Genomic DNA, 15,729 nt, shown 5'->3' with positions numbered 1-15,729 from the left:
CGTCCACCGACCGGGCCAGAGTGCTGTCACCGTGCGGCACAGGTCGCCGCGGTCGGCAGGGGGCGCCCCATCGGCCGATGAGGCGGTGCACTACAGTCATGGCCATCCCACGGGGGTCCTCGGCAGAGGACTGAGATCGGGCTGATGCCGCCCGGACCGTTAGAACCTGTTCGGATCATGCCGACGTAGGAAGAAGGAGCTGGCTGCCATGGCCGCATCCCCACACAACACCCGGAACAACACCGCCCTCGAGGACTCTGCCACCCCCACCACGACGGTGGACGGCCCCGAGGAGAACTACCCCAGCCATCACTTGGGCTATCTCGTCAACGCCGCCCACGACATCCGGGTGCCGGTGACCATGATCAGCCAGGACGACTCCCCGGACGGCAGCCCGAACGCCCCGCTGCCCGTCTACCGGACCGTCGGACCCGACTGCGACGTCACCCGCGGACTGCCCGGCCTGCGGACCGGGTGGATCCAGGCCCGCGGCGACGTCGAGAGCTACCCGAACCGTCGTCGCGATCTGGCCGACGACGGCCGTTCGGCGGTGCGCCGAGGCGCCGCGAGCCAGGAGTGGCAGGGCGAGCGGCGTCCGGTCCTGAGGTCCCGCGAGGGCGCCACGATCACCCAGATGCACTACGCGAGGGCCGGGATCCTCACCCCCGAGATGCGCTACGTGGCGCTGCGGGAGGGCTGCGACGTCTCCCTGGTGCGCTCCGAACTGGCCGCCGGCAGGGCCATCCTGCCCTGCAACGTCAACCATCCCGAGTCCGAACCGATGATCATCGGCAGGGCCTTCGCGGTGAAGATCAACGCCAACATCGGGAACTCGGCGGTCACCTCGTCTATCGCCGACGAGGTGGACAAACTGCGGTGGGCGACCCGATGGGGTGCCGACACCGTGATGGACCTGTCCACCGGTGACGACATCCACACCACCCGCGAGTGGATCCTGCGCAACTCCCCGGTGCCGATCGGCACGGTGCCGATCTACCAGGCCCTGGAGAAGGTGGACGGCGACCACGCGGCGCTCACCTGGGAGATCTTCCGCGACACCGTCATCGAGCAGTGCGAGCAGGGCGTCGACTACATGACGATCCATGCCGGGGTGCTGCTGCGCCACGTCCCGCTCACCGCCGACCGGGTCACCGGGATCGTCTCGCGCGGCGGCTCGATCCTGGCCGGCTGGTGCCTGGCCCATCACCGCGAGAACTTCCTCCACGAGCACTTCGACGAGCTGTGCGAGATCTTCGCCCGCTACGACGTCGCCTTCTCCCTCGGCGACGGACTGCGGCCGGGGTGCCTGGCCGACGCCAACGACGCCGCCCAGTTCGCCGAGCTGGACACCCTCGCCGAGCTCACCAAAAGGGCCTGGACGCACGACGTCCAGGTGATGGTGGAGGGCCCCGGGCACATCCCCTTCCAGCTGGTCCGCGAGAACGTCGAGCGGGAGATCGAGCTGTGCGACGGCGCGCCGTTCTACACGCTGGGGCCGCTGGTGACCGACATCGCCCCCGGCTACGACCACATCACCTCGGCGATCGGCGCCACCGAGATCGCCCGCCACGGAACGGCGATGCTGTGCTACGTCACCCCCAAGGAGCACCTCGGACTGCCCGACCGCGACGACGTCAAGACCGGCGTCATCACCTACAAGATCGCCGCCCACGCGGCGGACGTGGCGAAAGGCCATCCGGGAGCCCGGGACCGCGACGACGCCCTGTCGAAGGCCCGCTTCGAGTTCCGCTGGCGCGATCAGTTCGGGCTGTCCCTGGATCCGCAGACGGCGGAGTCGATGCACGACGAGACGCTGCCCGCCGAACCCGCCAAGACGGCCCACTTCTGCTCGATGTGCGGCCCGAAGTTCTGCTCGATGAAGATCTCCCAGGACATCCGCGACGGGTTCGGGGACGCCGCCGACCAGCGTCGGATCGCCGAGGACGGGATGGCGGCCAAGGCGGCGGAGTTCCGCGCTGCCGGCGGCGAGGTGTACCTGCCGGATCCCGGCCTTCCCGCGGCCAGGTGATCCCGATCAGGATGTCCTGAGGCGACCCCCGGTGGAGCCGCGGCCCTCCAGGCACCACCGGGGCCCCGCTGCCAGGGCGACTCTTCTTGGTCTGCGACGAGGGCTCAGACCACCGACTTGCGCCGCAGGTCGGAGTAGGTGACCTCGTGCTCGTCGAGGAGGTTCGCGAAGGCGTCGTAGTCGTGAGCCTCCAACCACTGGCGCTCGGCCTCGGTGATCGGCATCGCCACCAGCCAGTGGACGGTGAGGTCGTCCTCGATGTCCACCGCACCCAGTTCGGTCGCGGTGAAGGGATGGCACCACACGATGTGCGGGGTGGTGGTCTGCGGGTCGTAGAGGGAGACGACGTCGCCGAAGACGACACCCGGGGCCATCATCCAGTGGTCCTGGAGCACCGCGAAGGCACAGGACCCCAGGACCTTGCCCATCACATCGGAGTCGGGCAGACCGACCGCCATCAACTCGGCGCGGATCTCCAGGCTCTCCCCCGAGGCCATCGGCAGCTCATTGGGCTGGGTGTGGAGGGTGACCGTCGACCAGGTGGTCCATCCGGGCACCGGGGCGTTGTGGCAGGTGAGGACGTCGACCCTGGTCTTGCCCACCGCGTCGACCATCCCCTCGACCTCGGGATCACCACCGATCGCCTTGACGGCGGCCGTCACGACCGCCGGGCCGGTGGGGGGAAGCTCCTCGGGAGAGGCGACGTCCTCGGGAAGCTCCTGGGGGCTGATCGGGGCGGGGCCGCCGGGAAGTCGTGCTGCATCCGAGATGTGGTCGTCTTTGCTCATTGTGCGAGTCTATTCGGGGTGGGAGCCCGGGTCTCGCCGACCCGGTCAGCAGGTGCGGCACGGCTGTCCGGCGCAGTGGCCGGGACGGCATCCGCCCGAACCCTGCGGCGTCCCTGCGACGTCCCTCCGGCCTCCCTCCGGCGTCCCTCCGGTTTGAGAGTCCCGAGAGCGCGGAAATGTGCTGACCACGGGCGTTTTCGCGGGTTCTGGGGGCGGTGAGATAGAACAGAGTCCATGACCACTCTCACGACTACTCCTACATCTGCCGGCGCCATCGACCAGGACCTGCTGGCCAAGGTCGCCGAGTCCGATCTCGACCCGAGCCTGAGGCTGGCCCTCAATGCCGTGACCCGTTCTGGCATCGACGAGTCCGCACTGGACCGCACCAAGGTCGTCGGCACCCCGGCGGTTGTCTCCAACCGGCTGGACAACTGGACCGTCACCGCGCAGAAGCGTTCGGGACGCTGCTGGTTGTTCTCCTCGCTCAACCTGCTGCGCGCCACCACCCGTAAGAACCTCGGGGTCAAGGACTTCGAGTTCTCCCAGAACTACGCGATGTTCTGGGACAAGTTCGAGAGGGCGAACTTCTTCCTCAACGACATCATCGCCACCGCCTCGGAGCCGCTGGACTCCCGGCTCATCCAGTTCCTCCTGAGGGAGATCGAGGGTGACGGCGGCCAGTGGGACATGGCGGTGTCGGTGTACCAGAAGCACGGCGTCATCCCCAAGCAGGCGATGCCCGAGACCCAGCCCTCCTCCAACACCCACCGGATGGATACCCAGCTGCAGACCCTGCTGCGCCGTCGGGCCCTGGATCTGCGCGATCTGGCGACCTCCGGAGCCAACGCCGAGGACCTCTCCGCCGCCCGTGAGGGCGTGCTCTCCGACGTCTGGCGGATCCTGGTGATCAGTCTGGGCAACCCGCCGTCCTCCTTCGAGTTCGAGTGGCAGGACGACGAGGGGGTCTTCCACACCGACGGCACCCTCACCCCCAATGAGTTCTACGACCGGCACGTCGGGATCGACCTGTCCGGCTACGTCTGCCTGGTCGACGACCCCCGCACCGAGCACCCGAAGGGTCGGGCGCTGACGGTCGAGCACCTGGGCAATGTGGTCGGCGGACGCGAGATCCGCTACATCAACGCCCCCATGCAGGTGATGAAGAAGCTGGCCGCCGACTCCATCGTGGCCGGCGAGCCGGTCTGGTTCGGCGCCGACGTCTCCCAGCAGTCCGACCGCGACTCCGGCCTGCTGGTCGGTGACCTGCACGACTACTCCGGCCTGTTCGGGGTGGACCTGTCGACCACCAAGGAGGAGCGGGTGGTCTCCGGCGAGTCGGCGATGAACCACGCCATGCTGTTCACCGGCGTCGACATCGCCGAGGGTCAGCCGCGCCGCTGGCGGGTGGAGAACTCCTGGGGCGAGGAGCCCGGTGACAAGGGGTTCTTCACGATGGACGATGACTGGTTCAGCAACTACGTCTTCGAGGTCGTGGTGAAGGTGGACTCCCTGCCCGAGGACCTGAAGGCCGCCGTCACCGAGGAGCCGATGGCCCTGCCGGCCTGGGACCCGATGGGCACCCTCGCCTGAGAATGGCCCGCGCGGTGAACATTTCACTCACGGAACACCCGGTTTGCGGCATCTGAGCCGGTTTCCGCGGGTTCCGCGAGTGAAATGTTCACCCGATCGCACCCGGACGACGGGTCAGCGCCCTGCGATGGGTGATGATGCTGCCGCCCACCACGATCACCAGGGCGATCGTCGCCATCAGCGCGTCCGACATCGCGAACATCAGGTGGCTCGAGGCGAAGTCGTCCACCAGCACATTCCCTGACTGATGGCCTGCGGGAGGGCTCAGAACCAGTCCAGGGTGGCGTCCCAGCTCTGGTTCTTGGTCGCCGCCCGCACCGCCTCGGCGGAGCATCCCATCGCCACCAGGAAGATCGCCATCCTCACCCGCAGGCCGTTGTCGGTCTGGTGGAAGATCGACAGACCGGGCAGCTCGTCGACGTCGGTGGACAGGTCGAAGGAGTCCATCCGGGAGTCGCGCGGCAGGGGGTGCATGATGATGATCTCCTCGGCACCGGCCTCGTGGAGCATGGCCCGGTTGAGCAGATTGCCCGTCATGTTGGCGCTCGAGAGCACCTCCTCGGTCATCCTCTCGCGCTGGACCCGGGTGGCGTAGACGACGTCGGCGCCGGTGACCGCCTCGGTCGCCGAACCCATCTCCACGATCCGGTGGCCGCGCTCCACGACGTAGCGCTCGATCTCGACGGGAAGCTCCAGGCTGGGCGGGCTGAACAGCCGGAAGGTGATCCCCTGGAAGAGGGTGAGCAGTTTCATCAGGGAGTGCACGGTGCGGCCGTACTTGAGATCACCGACGATGGCGATCGTGGCGCCGTCGACCGACTTGCCCCGCCGGTCGAGCTCGCGACGCAGCGTGTAGAGGTCGAGGAGGGCCTGGCTGGGGTGCTCCCCGGCGCCGTCACCGGCGTTGATCACCGGGACCACCGAGGCGCGGGCGAACTCGGCCACCGAGCCCTTGTCGGGGTGGCGGACCACCATGATGTCGGAGTAGCCCGAGACCACCCGCGAGGTGTCGCTGATCGACTCCCCCTTGGCCATCGAGGAGAAGGTGAAACCGGTGGTGGTGGTGACCTCCCCGCCCAGCCTCAAGAAGGCCGACTCGAAGCTCAGCCGGGTACGGGTGGAGGGCTCGAAGAACAGACTGCCGAGGACGGCGCCGTCCAGGACGGTGCATCGCACGGTACCGGAGGCGATCGGGTCGACCACCTCGGCGAGTTCGAGGATCTGGTCGAGCATCCCGCGGTCCAGCTGCTGGACGCTGAGCAGGTGGCGTCCAGGACCGAAGGGAGGGAAGTCATCGGGGGTGCGGGTCATGGCGAAACTGCTCCTTCGACGGGGAGCCTGCGCTGGCAGGTCGTTCGCGGGCAGCCTATCCCCGGTCAGGGGTGGACGCCGTCGCCCCTCAGAACCTGGGATCGGAGTGTGCCCGCACGGGCCACCGGACCGCGTACCGGACCAGACGCGCATGGAGGGGCGGCCCCTCGACGGGACCGCCCCTCCATGCATCTGGTCGAGGGGACAACCCCTCAATCAGTCGAACTGGATCACATCATTCCGCCCATGCCACCCATTCCGCCCATGCCGTCGTCGCCGCCACCGGCGGGAGCCTTGACGGGCTCGGGCTTGGTGGCGATGACTGCCTCGGTGGTGAGGAACAGAGCAGCGATGGAGGCCGCGTTCTGCAGAGCAGAACGGGTCACCTTGGCGGGATCGATGATCCCGGCCTTGACCATGTCGACGTAGTCGCCGGTCGCGGCGTTCAGGCCCTGTCCGGCGGGCAGGTTGGCGACCTTCTCGGCGACAACCCCACCCTCCAGACCGGCGTTGACGGCGATCTGCTTGAGCGGGGCGGTGCAGGCGTCGAAGACGATCTGCGCGCCGGTGGCCTCGTCACCCTCCAGGCCGGAGACCGAAGCGGCCTTCGATGCCTGAATCAGGGCGACACCACCGCCGGGGATGATGCCCTCCTCGACAGCAGCCTTGGCGTTGCGGACGGCGTCCTCAATGCGGTGCTTGCGCTCCTTCAGCTCGACCTCGGTGGCCGCGCCGACCTTGATGACGGCGACGCCGCCGGCCAGCTTGGCGAGACGCTCCTGGAGCTTCTCACGATCGTAGTCGGAGTCGGAGTTCTCGATCTCGGTGCGGATCTGGGCGACCCGGCCGGCGATCTGCTCGGAGTCCCCGGCGCCGTCGACGATGGTGGTCTCGTCCTTGGTGACGCGGACCGAACGGGCCCGGCCGAGCAGGTCGAGGGTGACGGCGTCCAGGGACAGGCCGACCTCCTCGGAGATGACCTGGCCACCGGTGAGGATGGCGATGTCGGCCAGCATGGCCTTGCGGCGGTCGCCGAAGCCCGGGGCCTTGACGGCGACGGACTTGAAGGTGCCACGGATCTTGTTGACGATCAGGCCGGCGAGGGCCTCACCCTCGACGTCCTCGGCGATGACCAGCAGCGGCTTGCTGGACTGCATGACCTTCTCGAGGACGGGCAGCAGGTCCTTCAGGCCGGAGACCTTCGAGTTGACGATGAGGATGTAGGGGTCGTCGAGGACGGCCTCCATCTGCTCGGTGTCGGTGACGAAGTAGGGGGAGATGTAGCCCTTGTCGAAGCGCATTCCCTCGGTGAGCTCGAGGTCCAGCCCGAAGGTGTTGGACTCCTCGACGGTGATGACACCTTCCTTGCCGACCTTGTCCATCGCCTCGGCGATGACGTCGCCGACGGTGGTGTCAGCGGCCGAGATCGACGCGGTGGCGGCGATCTGGTCCTTGGTCTCGATGTCGATGGCCATGTCGGCGAGCTTGCCGATGATGGCGTCGACAGCGGTCTCGATGCCCTTCTTGAGGCTCAGCGGGTTGGCACCGGCGGTCACATTGCGCAGGCCCTCGCGGACCATCGCCTGGGCCAGCACGGTGGCGGTGGTGGTGCCGTCGCCGGCGACGTCGTCGGTCTTCTTGGCGACCTCCTTGACCAGCTCGGCGCCGATCTTCTCGTAGGGATCGCTCAGCTCGATCTCCTTGGCGATCGAGACACCATCGTTGGTGATGGTGGGAGCGCCCCAGGACTTCTCCAGGACGACATTGCGGCCCTTGGGGCCGAGGGTGACCTTCACCGCGTCGGCAAGGGTGTTCATACCCTGCTCGAGCCCGCGGCGGGCCTCGATGTTGAATTCGATGAGCTTTGCCATGTGTTGGGGAGTCCTCCGCTCCTGCGGGCCACCTGGGCCCTGGACGTCAGGTCTGCAGTGTTCTGCATGTGGCGGGATCCGACGACCCCGCGATGTGTCCCTCCGAGATGCCCGCGACGGACGATCTGGTGATCTCATCACCGGAAGGAGTTCACTGCCGTCGGTGCTCGCAACACCGACCGCGGCGATGGCACTCTCGTTGCTCGAGTGCCAACATCATTTTTAGCACTCGACCCAAGGGAGTGCAAAGGATTGGGTGGTGTTCGGGCACCGTGACGTCGCCGGACGGCGTGTTGTCGTCGCAACCATGGTGGCGTCGGGGGTGCTCCGTGGGCGGGCGCTCTGTGGGTGGGCGCTCCGCCGCCGGCCTCATACTTGCCGCCGGGGCACAGACTCTCGCCGGTATCAGTTCCGAGGTCGGGCACAATGGGTGGCCACCTCCCCGCAGCCCATCCCGCACCGCAGCCATCCCGCAGCGTCGGCGTCCCGCCCCCGACCTGCCACAGGAGAGACATGGACGACGCAACGGCCCTCAGCACCGCGGCCCGACTCATCGACGCGGGGCAGGACGCCGCGGCGCTGCGCTACGTCGGGCCGGTGCTGGCGCACGATCCGGGCCATCCGCTGGCCCGTCTCTACGAGGTGATGGCCCTGGAGGGGGTGGATCCGGAACGAGCCCGGGACCGGGCGGAGTCGCTGGCCTCCGACCATCCCGACTGGGCGGAGGCGTGGACCCAGCTCACCTTCATCCTCGCCCACCACGACACCCCTGCCAGAGCTGCGGCCGCGGCGGGAAGGGCCCTGCAGCTGGATCCGCAGAATCCCCAGGTGCACCTGTCGATGTCCGACGCGCTGGTGCGGATCGACAACTACCAGGAGAGCCTCAACGCGGTCGACCGCGCCCTGGCGATGGGAGTGCAGTCGTGGCGCGCCCAGCTGCGTCGAGGCCACTGCCTGTTCATGCTCGGGCGCCGGGCCGAGGGGATCGAGATCGTGTCCCGGGTGGTGGGCGAGCACCCCTCCGAACCGGAGGCGGTGAAGATGCTGGCTGCTCTGGAGGCCGACGTCGGTCACCACGAGAGGGCGCTGCGGCTGGCCAATGAGGCGGCCACCGAGGCGATGGGGCAGAAGGGGACCGCCGAGATGGCCAGGCGGATCCTGGTCGGATCGCTCAACAGGGTGGTGCTGACCTGGTTGGGATCCGGGCTGGGGCTGTCTGTGTTGTGGGGACAGATCTGGCACCTGGCTCCCGGTCACAACCTGGTGGTGGCGGCACTGTCGACCGGGGCCGTGATGTGCGCCCAGGTGCTGGTCTGGCCGGGGCTGTCGCGCGGCCAGACCAGACGGACCGTGATCCGGACCATCTGGCGGGACCGGACGACGGCCGTGCTGATGGGGCTGGCCCTGTTCCTCTACGCCCAACCCCTCTACTCCGCGATCCGGTGGCAGTTCGACCAGCGGTACCACAACTCCACCCCGGTGCTGGTCATCATCGCCCTGGCCATCGGGGCGGCCGGAAGCGCCGGCGGCTGGCTGCGATCGGTTCGGACCAGAGGCCCGAAAGCACCCCCCGACCACCGCTGAACCCCCGGTGACGACGTCCTCCCCGTCATTTCCGCCATTTCCCTGCATCCGTCACCCCCTCCCCGCCATTTCCCTGCATCCGTCACCCCCTCCTGCACCTCTTTCCCGCCTACACCTCCGCGTTGATCCAGTTACTCGGCGTTGATCCTCTTGCAACTGGATCAACGCCGAGTAACTGGATCAACGCGGGAAGGAGGGGGTGGGAGGGTCGGCGTACGCTGCCCAGCAGAACTGGAGGGCTCTTCAGGAGAGACCGTGAACCCACTCATTAACAGCATCCGCCGGGCCGTCGAGGCCGCCCCCGACGACGTCCCGCTGCGCCTGCACCTGGCATCCCTGCTCATCGACGAGGGAGACGCCGCCGCGGCCATCGTCGAGTGCGGCCAGGTCCTGGTCAGGGACCCCACCAGCGCTGACGCCCGAGCCCTGATGACGCGCGCCCTCGGCCAGCAGACGCCGGCCTCCCCCGGACAGTCCCCGGCCTCCCCTGACCAGTCCCCATCGGCATCCCCCGGCTCACCGACCCAGCGGCCGCAGCACCCGGCGCCCGCATCCGACTCCCACACACGGACTCCGCAGAATCTCGGACAGCCTCCTCGGCCGGACCCCGCACCCGGCCCACAGCAGCCTGACCCGGACTCCGCACCCGACCCCCGGCAACCTGGCCCGCACCAGCCCGATCCGCACCAGCCCACCCCCGAACCCCAACGCGGACACTTCGACTGGGGAGCCGCCGAGCAGGAGGTCTCCGACCTCGTCGAACCGATGTTCGTCGACGATCAGTCGGCAACCCCTGGAACCGACCCCGTCGACGTCGAGAGACCATCCTTCGGGCTGAGCCAGGTGGCCGGCATGACGAGCGTCAAGAACCGGATCAACGCCTCCTTCCTGGCCCCGCTGCGCAGTCCCGAGATGCGCCGCCTCTACGGCAAGAGCCTCAAGGGAGGCCTGTTGATGTACGGGCCGCCCGGCTGCGGCAAGACCTACATCGCCCGCGCCTTGGCCGGCGAGCTGGGCACCGGTTTCCTGTCCATCTCGATCTCCGACGTGCTGGGGCCCTACATCGGCCAGAGCGAGGGGGCGGTCCACCAGCTCTTCCAGTTCGCCCGCCAGAACGCCCCGATGGTGGTCTTCCTGGACGAGGTCGACACCCTGGGCGGACGCCGCTCCCAGACCCACGGCTCGGCGGCGATGCGCTCGACGATCAACCAGCTGCTGGTGGAACTGGACGGCATCGACTCCCTCAACGACGCGGTCTTCGTGCTGGGCGCCACCAACCAGCCCTGGGACATCGACCCGGCGCTGCGTCGTCCCGGACGTCTGGACCGCACCATCCTCGTGCTGCCTCCCGACGAGCAGGCCCGCGCCGCGATCTTCACCCTCCACCTGCAGCAGCGCCCGGTGGAGGGGATCGACGTGCGCACCCTGGCCCGGCGCACCGAGGGATTCTCCAGCGCCGACATCGCCTACGCCTGCGACATGGCGGCCGAGCGGGCACTGATGGACAGCGTCTCCACCGGGCGCACCCGGATGATCACGATGGCCGACCTCAACGCAGCGCTCGGCCAGGCCCAACCGTCGATGAACTCCTGGTTCGCCTCGGCGCGCAACATGCTCGAGTACGGGACCGACGACGGCACCCATGCCGAGCTGCGCAGTTACATGAAGGGCCACCACCTGCTGTGACCCACGACAGACGCCGGCCAGCCCCGAAACCCCCTCGGTCCCTCAGTGCAGCTGGTCGGCCGATCGCGCCGTCCTGCGCTCCTGACGCACCCGGCGCAGCCGGTTCACCAGGGCCGGCGCGTGGAGGGCGGCTCTCGGGTCGTCGAGCAGGACGTTGAGCCGCTGGTGGTAGCGCGGTGAGGAGATCTCCAGCCGGTCATGGATGACGGTCCCCTTGTCGCCGCGCAGCCGACCGTGCTGCCAGTCGTCCTCCAGATCGAGCAGGGCGATGTCCTCGGCTGGGAGGCCACTGTGCGCATCCTGTCGATCCTCGGTGAGGTCGTCGATGTCATCGCTGCCGGGATCGTCGCTCACGTGATCCAGTCTATGGGCGTGCCATGATGGAATGGCTCGCTCACAAGGACGTGTCCGGGCGCAGTAGACACAGGGGAGAACATCCATGGAGCGCCTTCAGGGCACGGTCCAGAACTACGCGTGGGGGTCACTCGACACCATTCCGGGGATCCTCGGCGTCGAACCGGACGGACGTCCCCAGGCCGAGTACTGGCTGGGCGCCTATGAGACCGCCTCGGCCGCCCTGGCCGACGGGACCCCGCTCAACGAGCACCTCGACCAGCACCCCCAGGAGCTGGGAGCGGCGTGCCGGCAGACCTTCGGCGACAGGCTGCCCTTCCTGCTGAAGATCCTGTCGGCCGACCAGCCGCTCAGCATCCAGGCCCACCCCGACTGCCGCGACGCCTGCGAGGGGTTCAGCCACGAGCAGGACGCCGAGACGGCCGCCGCCGACCGCACCTTCGTCGACGACTGGCCCCGGCCCGAGCTGTTCGTGGCGCTGTCGGAGGTCGACGCGCTGTGCGGCTTCCGCGAGCCGAGACGGACCCGCGCACTGCTGGAGGGTCTGGGGGTGAGGACCTCCCTGGACGAGGTCTTCGGTCCGCTCACCGAGAGGTCGGGGTCGGCCGGTCTGGCCGAGGTCTTCCTGGACTGCCTGAGCGGTGACGGGCACCGTCTCGAACTGGTCGGCGAGGTGGTCTCGGCGGCGGTCAACCACGTCGACGACGCCGGGGACCTGGGGCTCCTGTCGCGCACCGCGGTGGAACTGGACGAGCACCACCCCGGGGATCCGTCGCTGCTGGCGGCACTGCTGCTCAACCGGGTGCACCTGACCCGCGGTCAGGCTCTGCAGGTTCCGCCGGGCACCATGCACACCTATCTGCGAGGCACCGGCATCGAGGTTGCGGCCAACTCGAACAACACCGTGCGCGGCGGTCTGACGGCCAAGCACATCGACGTCGACTCCCTGGTGAGAATCGTCAACTTCGCCTCCGGACCCGCCCCGATCATCGAGCCCGACGTCCACGGGCCGCTGGTCGAGTACCCGACCGGGCGACCCGAGTTCCAGCTGTGGGCCGTGCACCTGCGTCCCGGGGCCGCCGAGATGCTGCCGGCCACCGACCGGCCGCGCATCCTGCTGGTGCTGGGCGGCCATCTGGTGTGCTCCAGCGCCGCCAGCACCGAGGAGATCGTGCGCGGCCAGTCGCTGTGGATCCCGGCGGGCGAGCAGGTGCAGATCCAGGGCAACTGCGAGGCCGTCCAGGCAAGCTGCGGGCTGGACCCGGAGAAGCAGGTCAGGCGGCACTGAGTTCCCTTCCGGGTACTCCCGACCCCAAGGAGTATCCGGAGAGTTCTCGCCGTCGGAGTGATCCATCTGGACCTCTCCCGGCGACAGTGGGGTATGGAGACCGACGCCGTCGGCGATGCCGAACTGCTCGCCCGGATCAGTACCGGGGACGAGTCGGCCCTGCGCGAGCTCATCGAGCGGCACAGCGGCTGGCTCATGCTGCGGCTGCGTCGGCGCGCCGGCAACGCGGACCTGGCGGAAACCGCCCTGCAGGACGCCTTCGTCGTCGTCTGGCAGCAGGCCGGCCGGTACCGCGGGGACGGCGACGTCGGCGCCTGGCTGTGGGGGATCGCCATCCGCCGACTGATCTCCTGCCTGCGCACCCGGCCGGCCCCGGTGGCGCTGCGCGAAGAGGTCGTGGCGCGCTACGCCGGCCAGACCCTCAGCGCCGAGGAACAGCTCCTGCTCGCCGTGGAGCACGGGGATCTCGGTGATGCGATGGCGCGCCTGTCCCCCGACCTGCGGGCCGCACTGCGGGCCACCGTCCTCGACGGACTCACCACCCGGGAGGCCGCACGCCTCCTCGGCGTCCCGCATGGCACCGTCAAGAGCCGCGTCAGGCTCGCCAAGATCCACCTTCGCCGACACCTGATGGGGGCTCTGACATGACCAGCCGAGACACGCACCTCACCGCCTATCTCTGGCAGCGCTATGCCGCCGGCGGTCTGGACCCCACGACGGAGTCGGCCGTCGAGGCCCATCTGCTGTCCTGCCCCTCCTGCCGCCGGGACGCCCGGACCGTCGCCGGGGATCCGCAACCCCTCTGGCAGGCGGTCCACGCCAGGATCGACCACCCACGACGCTCCCTGCCGATGCGGCTGCTGACCCGGCTCGGCGTCAGGGACAGCGACGTCGCCGTCATCGCCGCCTCCGACGACCTGCAGCTGCCCTGGGCGATCGCGGTCAGCGGGGCGATCGCCTGCGCCATCGCGGCCGCCCTGCCCGGGGTGAGCTATCTGCCGGTCTTCCTGGCCCTGGCACCACTGGTCCCGGTGATCGCCGTCAGTGCCGCCTTCGACGCCACCGACCCGCTGCGCGAGCTGGTCGGCACCACCGCCTGCCCGTGGCTGCGGATCACCCTGCTGCGCACCCTGTCCACCCTCGTGGTGGCGCTTCCCGCGGTCCTCGTACTGGGTTCGATGGTCCCCGGCCTGGACTCCGCCATCTGGCTGTGGCTGCTCCCCGGACTGCTCCTCACCAGCGCCACCCTGGTGCTGCTCAACTGGCTTCTCGCCCGGACGGCCGCGGCCATCAGCTCCATCGGCTGGTTGCTCGTCGTCGCCTCGATGGCCGGCCTGCAGGCCTCCGATCTGCTCGGCCAGCTGCCGGTCCAGGGCCTGTTCGCCCTGCTCACCGTCCTGCTCGGTGTCGCCCTCAGGGCGCTGTCGGACAGGTCCCCAGCGATTGGAGTCTCACCGTGACCACCCACCTGGATGCCGTGTCCAAGACCTATGGCAGCCCGCTGCGCGCCCGCATCCACCCCACCGTGGCGCTGCACCCGACCACACTCACCCTCGGATCGGGAGTGATCGGTCTGCTCGGCCCCAACGGTGCCGGCAAGACGACCCTGCTGCGTCTGCTGTCGACCGCGATGGCTCCCACCGCCGGACGGATCGTCGTCGAGGGGCACCAGACCACCGCCTCGCCGGCCGAGCGCACCTCGGCCAGGCGGCTGATCGGCTACCTCCCCCAGGAGGTCGTCTTCCCGCGCGGCATGACGGCCTTCGGATTCCTCGACTACATCGCCGTGCTCAAGGAGTGGGACCAGACCACCGCCCGCCGCGCCGAGGTGCGCCGGGTGCTGACCCTGGTCGGGCTCCAGGAGCGGTCCACCGTGAGGGTGCGCAAACTCTCGGGAGGGCAGCGTCGACGGCTGGCCATCGCCCAGGCCCTGCTCGGCGAACCGAGACTGCTGATCCTCGACGAGCCCACCACCGGACTGGACCCCGAGCAGCGGGCCACCCTGCGCAGGATCCTCTCCGAGCAGGCGGGCACCGTGCTGCTGTCGACCCACCAGACCGAGGATGTCTCGGCGCTGTGCGACCGGGTGGTCGTCCTCGACGCCGGCCGGATCCGCTTCGACGGCGCGGTGTCCGACCTGCTCGCCACCGCCTCCGACCACGTCCACGTGGGCCCCCAGGAGAATGACGGGGCGGTCCACACCTGGCGCACGGGCACCGGCATGGTGCGATCGGTGGGAGGTATCCCCCACCCGGGGGCCAGCCCCGTTCCTCCCACCGTCGAGGACGCCTACCTGTTGCTGCGCAGCCGCTCACTCGACGAAGGAGTACTCCGATGACCCAAACACTTGCTCCGACCCGCCCGTCGTCGCGCACCGTGCTGGTGACTCAGGAGATCCGCAACTACGCCACCTCGCCGCTGTTCCTCATCGGTCTGGTGCTGCTGGTCGCCCTCCAGGTCCACCGGACCGGGTGGGCCCGGGACTCCACCGAGGCCCTCACTGACGCCATCGCGCCGGCCGCGCTGATCGGACTGCTCGGGATCATGGTGATGGCCGGCCTCACCCGTCGCTCGGACCGGGCGGCCGAGGCCGCTGGAGCGACCGCCGTGAGCGAGTCGGAACGCACGATCGCACTCGCCTGGGCCGTCGTGGTGCCGGTGAGCGTCACGGTGATCTGGTACCTGTCCATCGCCTGGCTCATCCTCTCCCGTCCGCCCGCCGACTGGGCGGTGCCGTCGGGGCCGGTGACCACCAGCTATGTGCTGTCGGTGGTCTTCGCCCAGAGTGTCATGGCGGCCGTCGGCGGCCCGCTGCTGGGTCTGGTCATCGCACGGTGGCTGAGGTTCCGCGGGGCGGCGGCGCTGTGCACCGTGCTCATGGTCGTCGTCACGATGCCCCTGCAGGGCTGGTTCGAGTCGACCTGGCGCTGGCACATGGTCTGGCCGTGGACGCACTGGTACGGCCCCCTCGCCTTCACCGCCGAGCGGGAACCGGTGCACTGGGTGGCCCTGCCAGGATCGCCGCAGATGTGGATCGTGTACCTCGTCCTGCTGTGCGCGACCGGGGTGGCGGTGGCCCTGTACCACGACCCGGAGGGGCCGCGGCCGCGGCTGAGGGCGGGGATCGCGATCCTGCTGGCGGCAGCCGTCGTCGCACTGATCCTGACGATGGTCACCGGCCTGCCGCACGCCTTCCACAATCCGCTCATCGAGGCGCCGGCCTGAGGA

The 15,729-nt window shown here is 69.1% G+C and carries 14 protein-coding genes and 1 riboswitch; of the genes, 9 read left to right on the top strand and 5 right to left on the bottom strand.

What is annotated here, in order from left to right; translation table 11 throughout:
- Positions 1–101 precede the first annotated feature (101 nt).
- Positions 102–209: riboswitch (TPP riboswitch) on the top strand.
- The gene (thiC, locus tag FEZ32_RS05205) at positions 209–2,029 is read left to right on the top strand and encodes a phosphomethylpyrimidine synthase ThiC (RefSeq protein ID WP_175415728.1); all 1,821 of its coding nucleotides are present in this window, start codon (positions 209–211) and stop codon (positions 2,027–2,029) included. Its footprint overlaps the riboswitch before it by 1 nt.
- A gap of 104 nt (positions 2,030–2,133) precedes the next feature.
- Here the strand turns inward: thiC and FEZ32_RS05200 are convergent, their stop codons facing one another.
- On the bottom strand, positions 2,134–2,817 hold the full coding sequence (locus tag FEZ32_RS05200) for a suppressor of fused domain protein (protein ID WP_028701997.1): 684 nt from the start codon (positions 2,815–2,817) through the stop codon (positions 2,134–2,136).
- 234 nt (positions 2,818–3,051) lie between these two features.
- On the opposite strand from FEZ32_RS05200, the gene FEZ32_RS05195 reads away from it, so the two are divergent.
- On the top strand, positions 3,052–4,407 hold the full coding sequence (locus FEZ32_RS05195) for a C1 family peptidase (protein WP_138680119.1): 1,356 nt from the start codon (positions 3,052–3,054) through the stop codon (positions 4,405–4,407).
- 88 nt (positions 4,408–4,495) lie between these two features.
- On the opposite strand, the gene FEZ32_RS13500 is transcribed toward FEZ32_RS05195, so the two are convergent.
- The 3 genes from FEZ32_RS13500 to groL all read right to left on the bottom strand — a co-directional run bounded on the left by FEZ32_RS13500 (position 4,496) and on the right by groL (position 7,589).
- Positions 4,496–4,636 (bottom strand): hypothetical protein, encoded by a 141-nt coding sequence (locus tag FEZ32_RS13500; RefSeq protein WP_154101193.1) that lies wholly within the window; start codon positions 4,634–4,636, stop codon positions 4,496–4,498.
- A gap of 35 nt (positions 4,637–4,671) precedes the next feature.
- Positions 4,672–5,718 carry an aspartate carbamoyltransferase gene (gene pyrB, locus FEZ32_RS05190; protein WP_097798098.1) on the bottom strand — a complete coding sequence of 349 codons (1,047 nt, stop codon included), beginning with the start codon at positions 5,716–5,718 and terminating at the stop codon, positions 4,672–4,674.
- A gap of 230 nt (positions 5,719–5,948) precedes the next feature.
- A complete protein-coding gene (gene groL, locus FEZ32_RS05185; protein WP_097798097.1) occupies positions 5,949–7,589 on the bottom strand; it encodes a chaperonin GroEL in 1,641 nt (546 codons plus the stop codon).
- Positions 7,590–8,102: 513 nt separating this feature from the next.
- On the opposite strand from groL, the gene FEZ32_RS05175 reads away from it, so the two are divergent.
- Complete coding sequence (locus FEZ32_RS05175; protein ID WP_175415727.1) at positions 8,103–9,173, top strand: tetratricopeptide repeat protein; 1,071 nt, start codon at positions 8,103–8,105, stop codon at positions 9,171–9,173.
- A 255-nt stretch (positions 9,174–9,428) separates the two neighbouring features.
- Positions 9,429–10,859 carry an ATP-binding protein gene (locus FEZ32_RS05170; RefSeq protein WP_138680117.1) on the top strand — a complete coding sequence of 477 codons (1,431 nt, stop codon included), beginning with the start codon at positions 9,429–9,431 and terminating at the stop codon, positions 10,857–10,859.
- Positions 10,860–10,901: 42 nt separating this feature from the next.
- On the opposite strand, the gene FEZ32_RS05165 is transcribed toward FEZ32_RS05170, so the two are convergent.
- Positions 10,902–11,213, bottom strand: coding sequence for a DUF3263 domain-containing protein (locus tag FEZ32_RS05165; RefSeq protein WP_232020896.1), 312 nt, complete (start codon positions 11,211–11,213; stop codon positions 10,902–10,904).
- An 85-nt stretch (positions 11,214–11,298) separates the two neighbouring features.
- Here FEZ32_RS05165 and manA point away from each other — a divergent pair, with 85 nt between their 5' ends.
- The 5 genes from manA to FEZ32_RS05140 all read left to right on the top strand — a co-directional run bounded on the left by manA (position 11,299) and on the right by FEZ32_RS05140 (position 15,726).
- Positions 11,299–12,501 carry a mannose-6-phosphate isomerase, class I gene (gene manA / locus FEZ32_RS05160; RefSeq protein WP_138680116.1) on the top strand — a complete coding sequence of 401 codons (1,203 nt, stop codon included), beginning with the start codon at positions 11,299–11,301 and terminating at the stop codon, positions 12,499–12,501.
- 93 nt (positions 12,502–12,594) lie between these two features.
- On the top strand, positions 12,595–13,149 hold the full coding sequence (locus FEZ32_RS05155) for an RNA polymerase sigma factor (RefSeq protein ID WP_097799731.1): 555 nt from the start codon (positions 12,595–12,597) through the stop codon (positions 13,147–13,149).
- On the top strand, positions 13,146–13,961 hold the full coding sequence (locus FEZ32_RS05150) for a zf-HC2 domain-containing protein (RefSeq protein ID WP_138680115.1): 816 nt from the start codon (positions 13,146–13,148) through the stop codon (positions 13,959–13,961). Before FEZ32_RS05155 ends, FEZ32_RS05150 begins: the two co-directional genes overlap by 4 nt.
- Positions 13,958–14,839, top strand: coding sequence for an ATP-binding cassette domain-containing protein (locus FEZ32_RS05145; RefSeq protein ID WP_201270111.1), 882 nt, complete (start codon positions 13,958–13,960; stop codon positions 14,837–14,839). Before FEZ32_RS05150 ends, FEZ32_RS05145 begins: the two co-directional genes overlap by 4 nt.
- Positions 14,836–15,726 carry a hypothetical protein gene (locus tag FEZ32_RS05140; protein WP_138680114.1) on the top strand — a complete coding sequence of 297 codons (891 nt, stop codon included), beginning with the start codon at positions 14,836–14,838 and terminating at the stop codon, positions 15,724–15,726. The genes FEZ32_RS05145 and FEZ32_RS05140 overlap by 4 nt, the downstream gene beginning before the upstream one ends.
- Positions 15,727–15,729 lie beyond the last annotated feature (3 nt).

It is taken from the genome of Acidipropionibacterium jensenii (genome assembly GCF_005890135.1).
Taxonomy (GTDB): Bacteria; Actinomycetota; Actinomycetes; order Propionibacteriales; family Propionibacteriaceae; genus Acidipropionibacterium; species Acidipropionibacterium jensenii.
The sequence above is the reverse complement of the archived record's forward strand: the minus strand, read 5'-3'. Positions and strand labels throughout refer to the sequence as shown.

Coding starts and splice junctions, on each gene's coding strand:
- thiC (WP_175415728.1), top strand. CDS start 209: ATGGCCGCATCCCCACACAACACCCGGAACAACACCGCCCTCGAGGAC.
- FEZ32_RS05200 (WP_028701997.1), bottom strand. CDS start 2,817: ATGAGCAAAGACGACCACATCTCGGATGCAGCACGACTTCCCGGCGGC.
- FEZ32_RS05195 (WP_138680119.1), top strand. CDS start 3,052: ATGACCACTCTCACGACTACTCCTACATCTGCCGGCGCCATCGACCAG.
- pyrB (WP_097798098.1), bottom strand. CDS start 5,718: ATGACCCGCACCCCCGATGACTTCCCTCCCTTCGGTCCTGGACGCCAC.
- groL (WP_097798097.1), bottom strand. CDS start 7,589: ATGGCAAAGCTCATCGAATTCAACATCGAGGCCCGCCGCGGGCTCGAG.
- FEZ32_RS05175 (WP_175415727.1), top strand. CDS start 8,103: ATGGACGACGCAACGGCCCTCAGCACCGCGGCCCGACTCATCGACGCG.
- manA (WP_138680116.1), top strand. CDS start 11,299: ATGGAGCGCCTTCAGGGCACGGTCCAGAACTACGCGTGGGGGTCACTC.
- FEZ32_RS05155 (WP_097799731.1), top strand. CDS start 12,595: ATGGAGACCGACGCCGTCGGCGATGCCGAACTGCTCGCCCGGATCAGT.
- FEZ32_RS05150 (WP_138680115.1), top strand. CDS start 13,146: ATGACCAGCCGAGACACGCACCTCACCGCCTATCTCTGGCAGCGCTAT.
- FEZ32_RS05140 (WP_138680114.1), top strand. CDS start 14,836: ATGACCCAAACACTTGCTCCGACCCGCCCGTCGTCGCGCACCGTGCTG.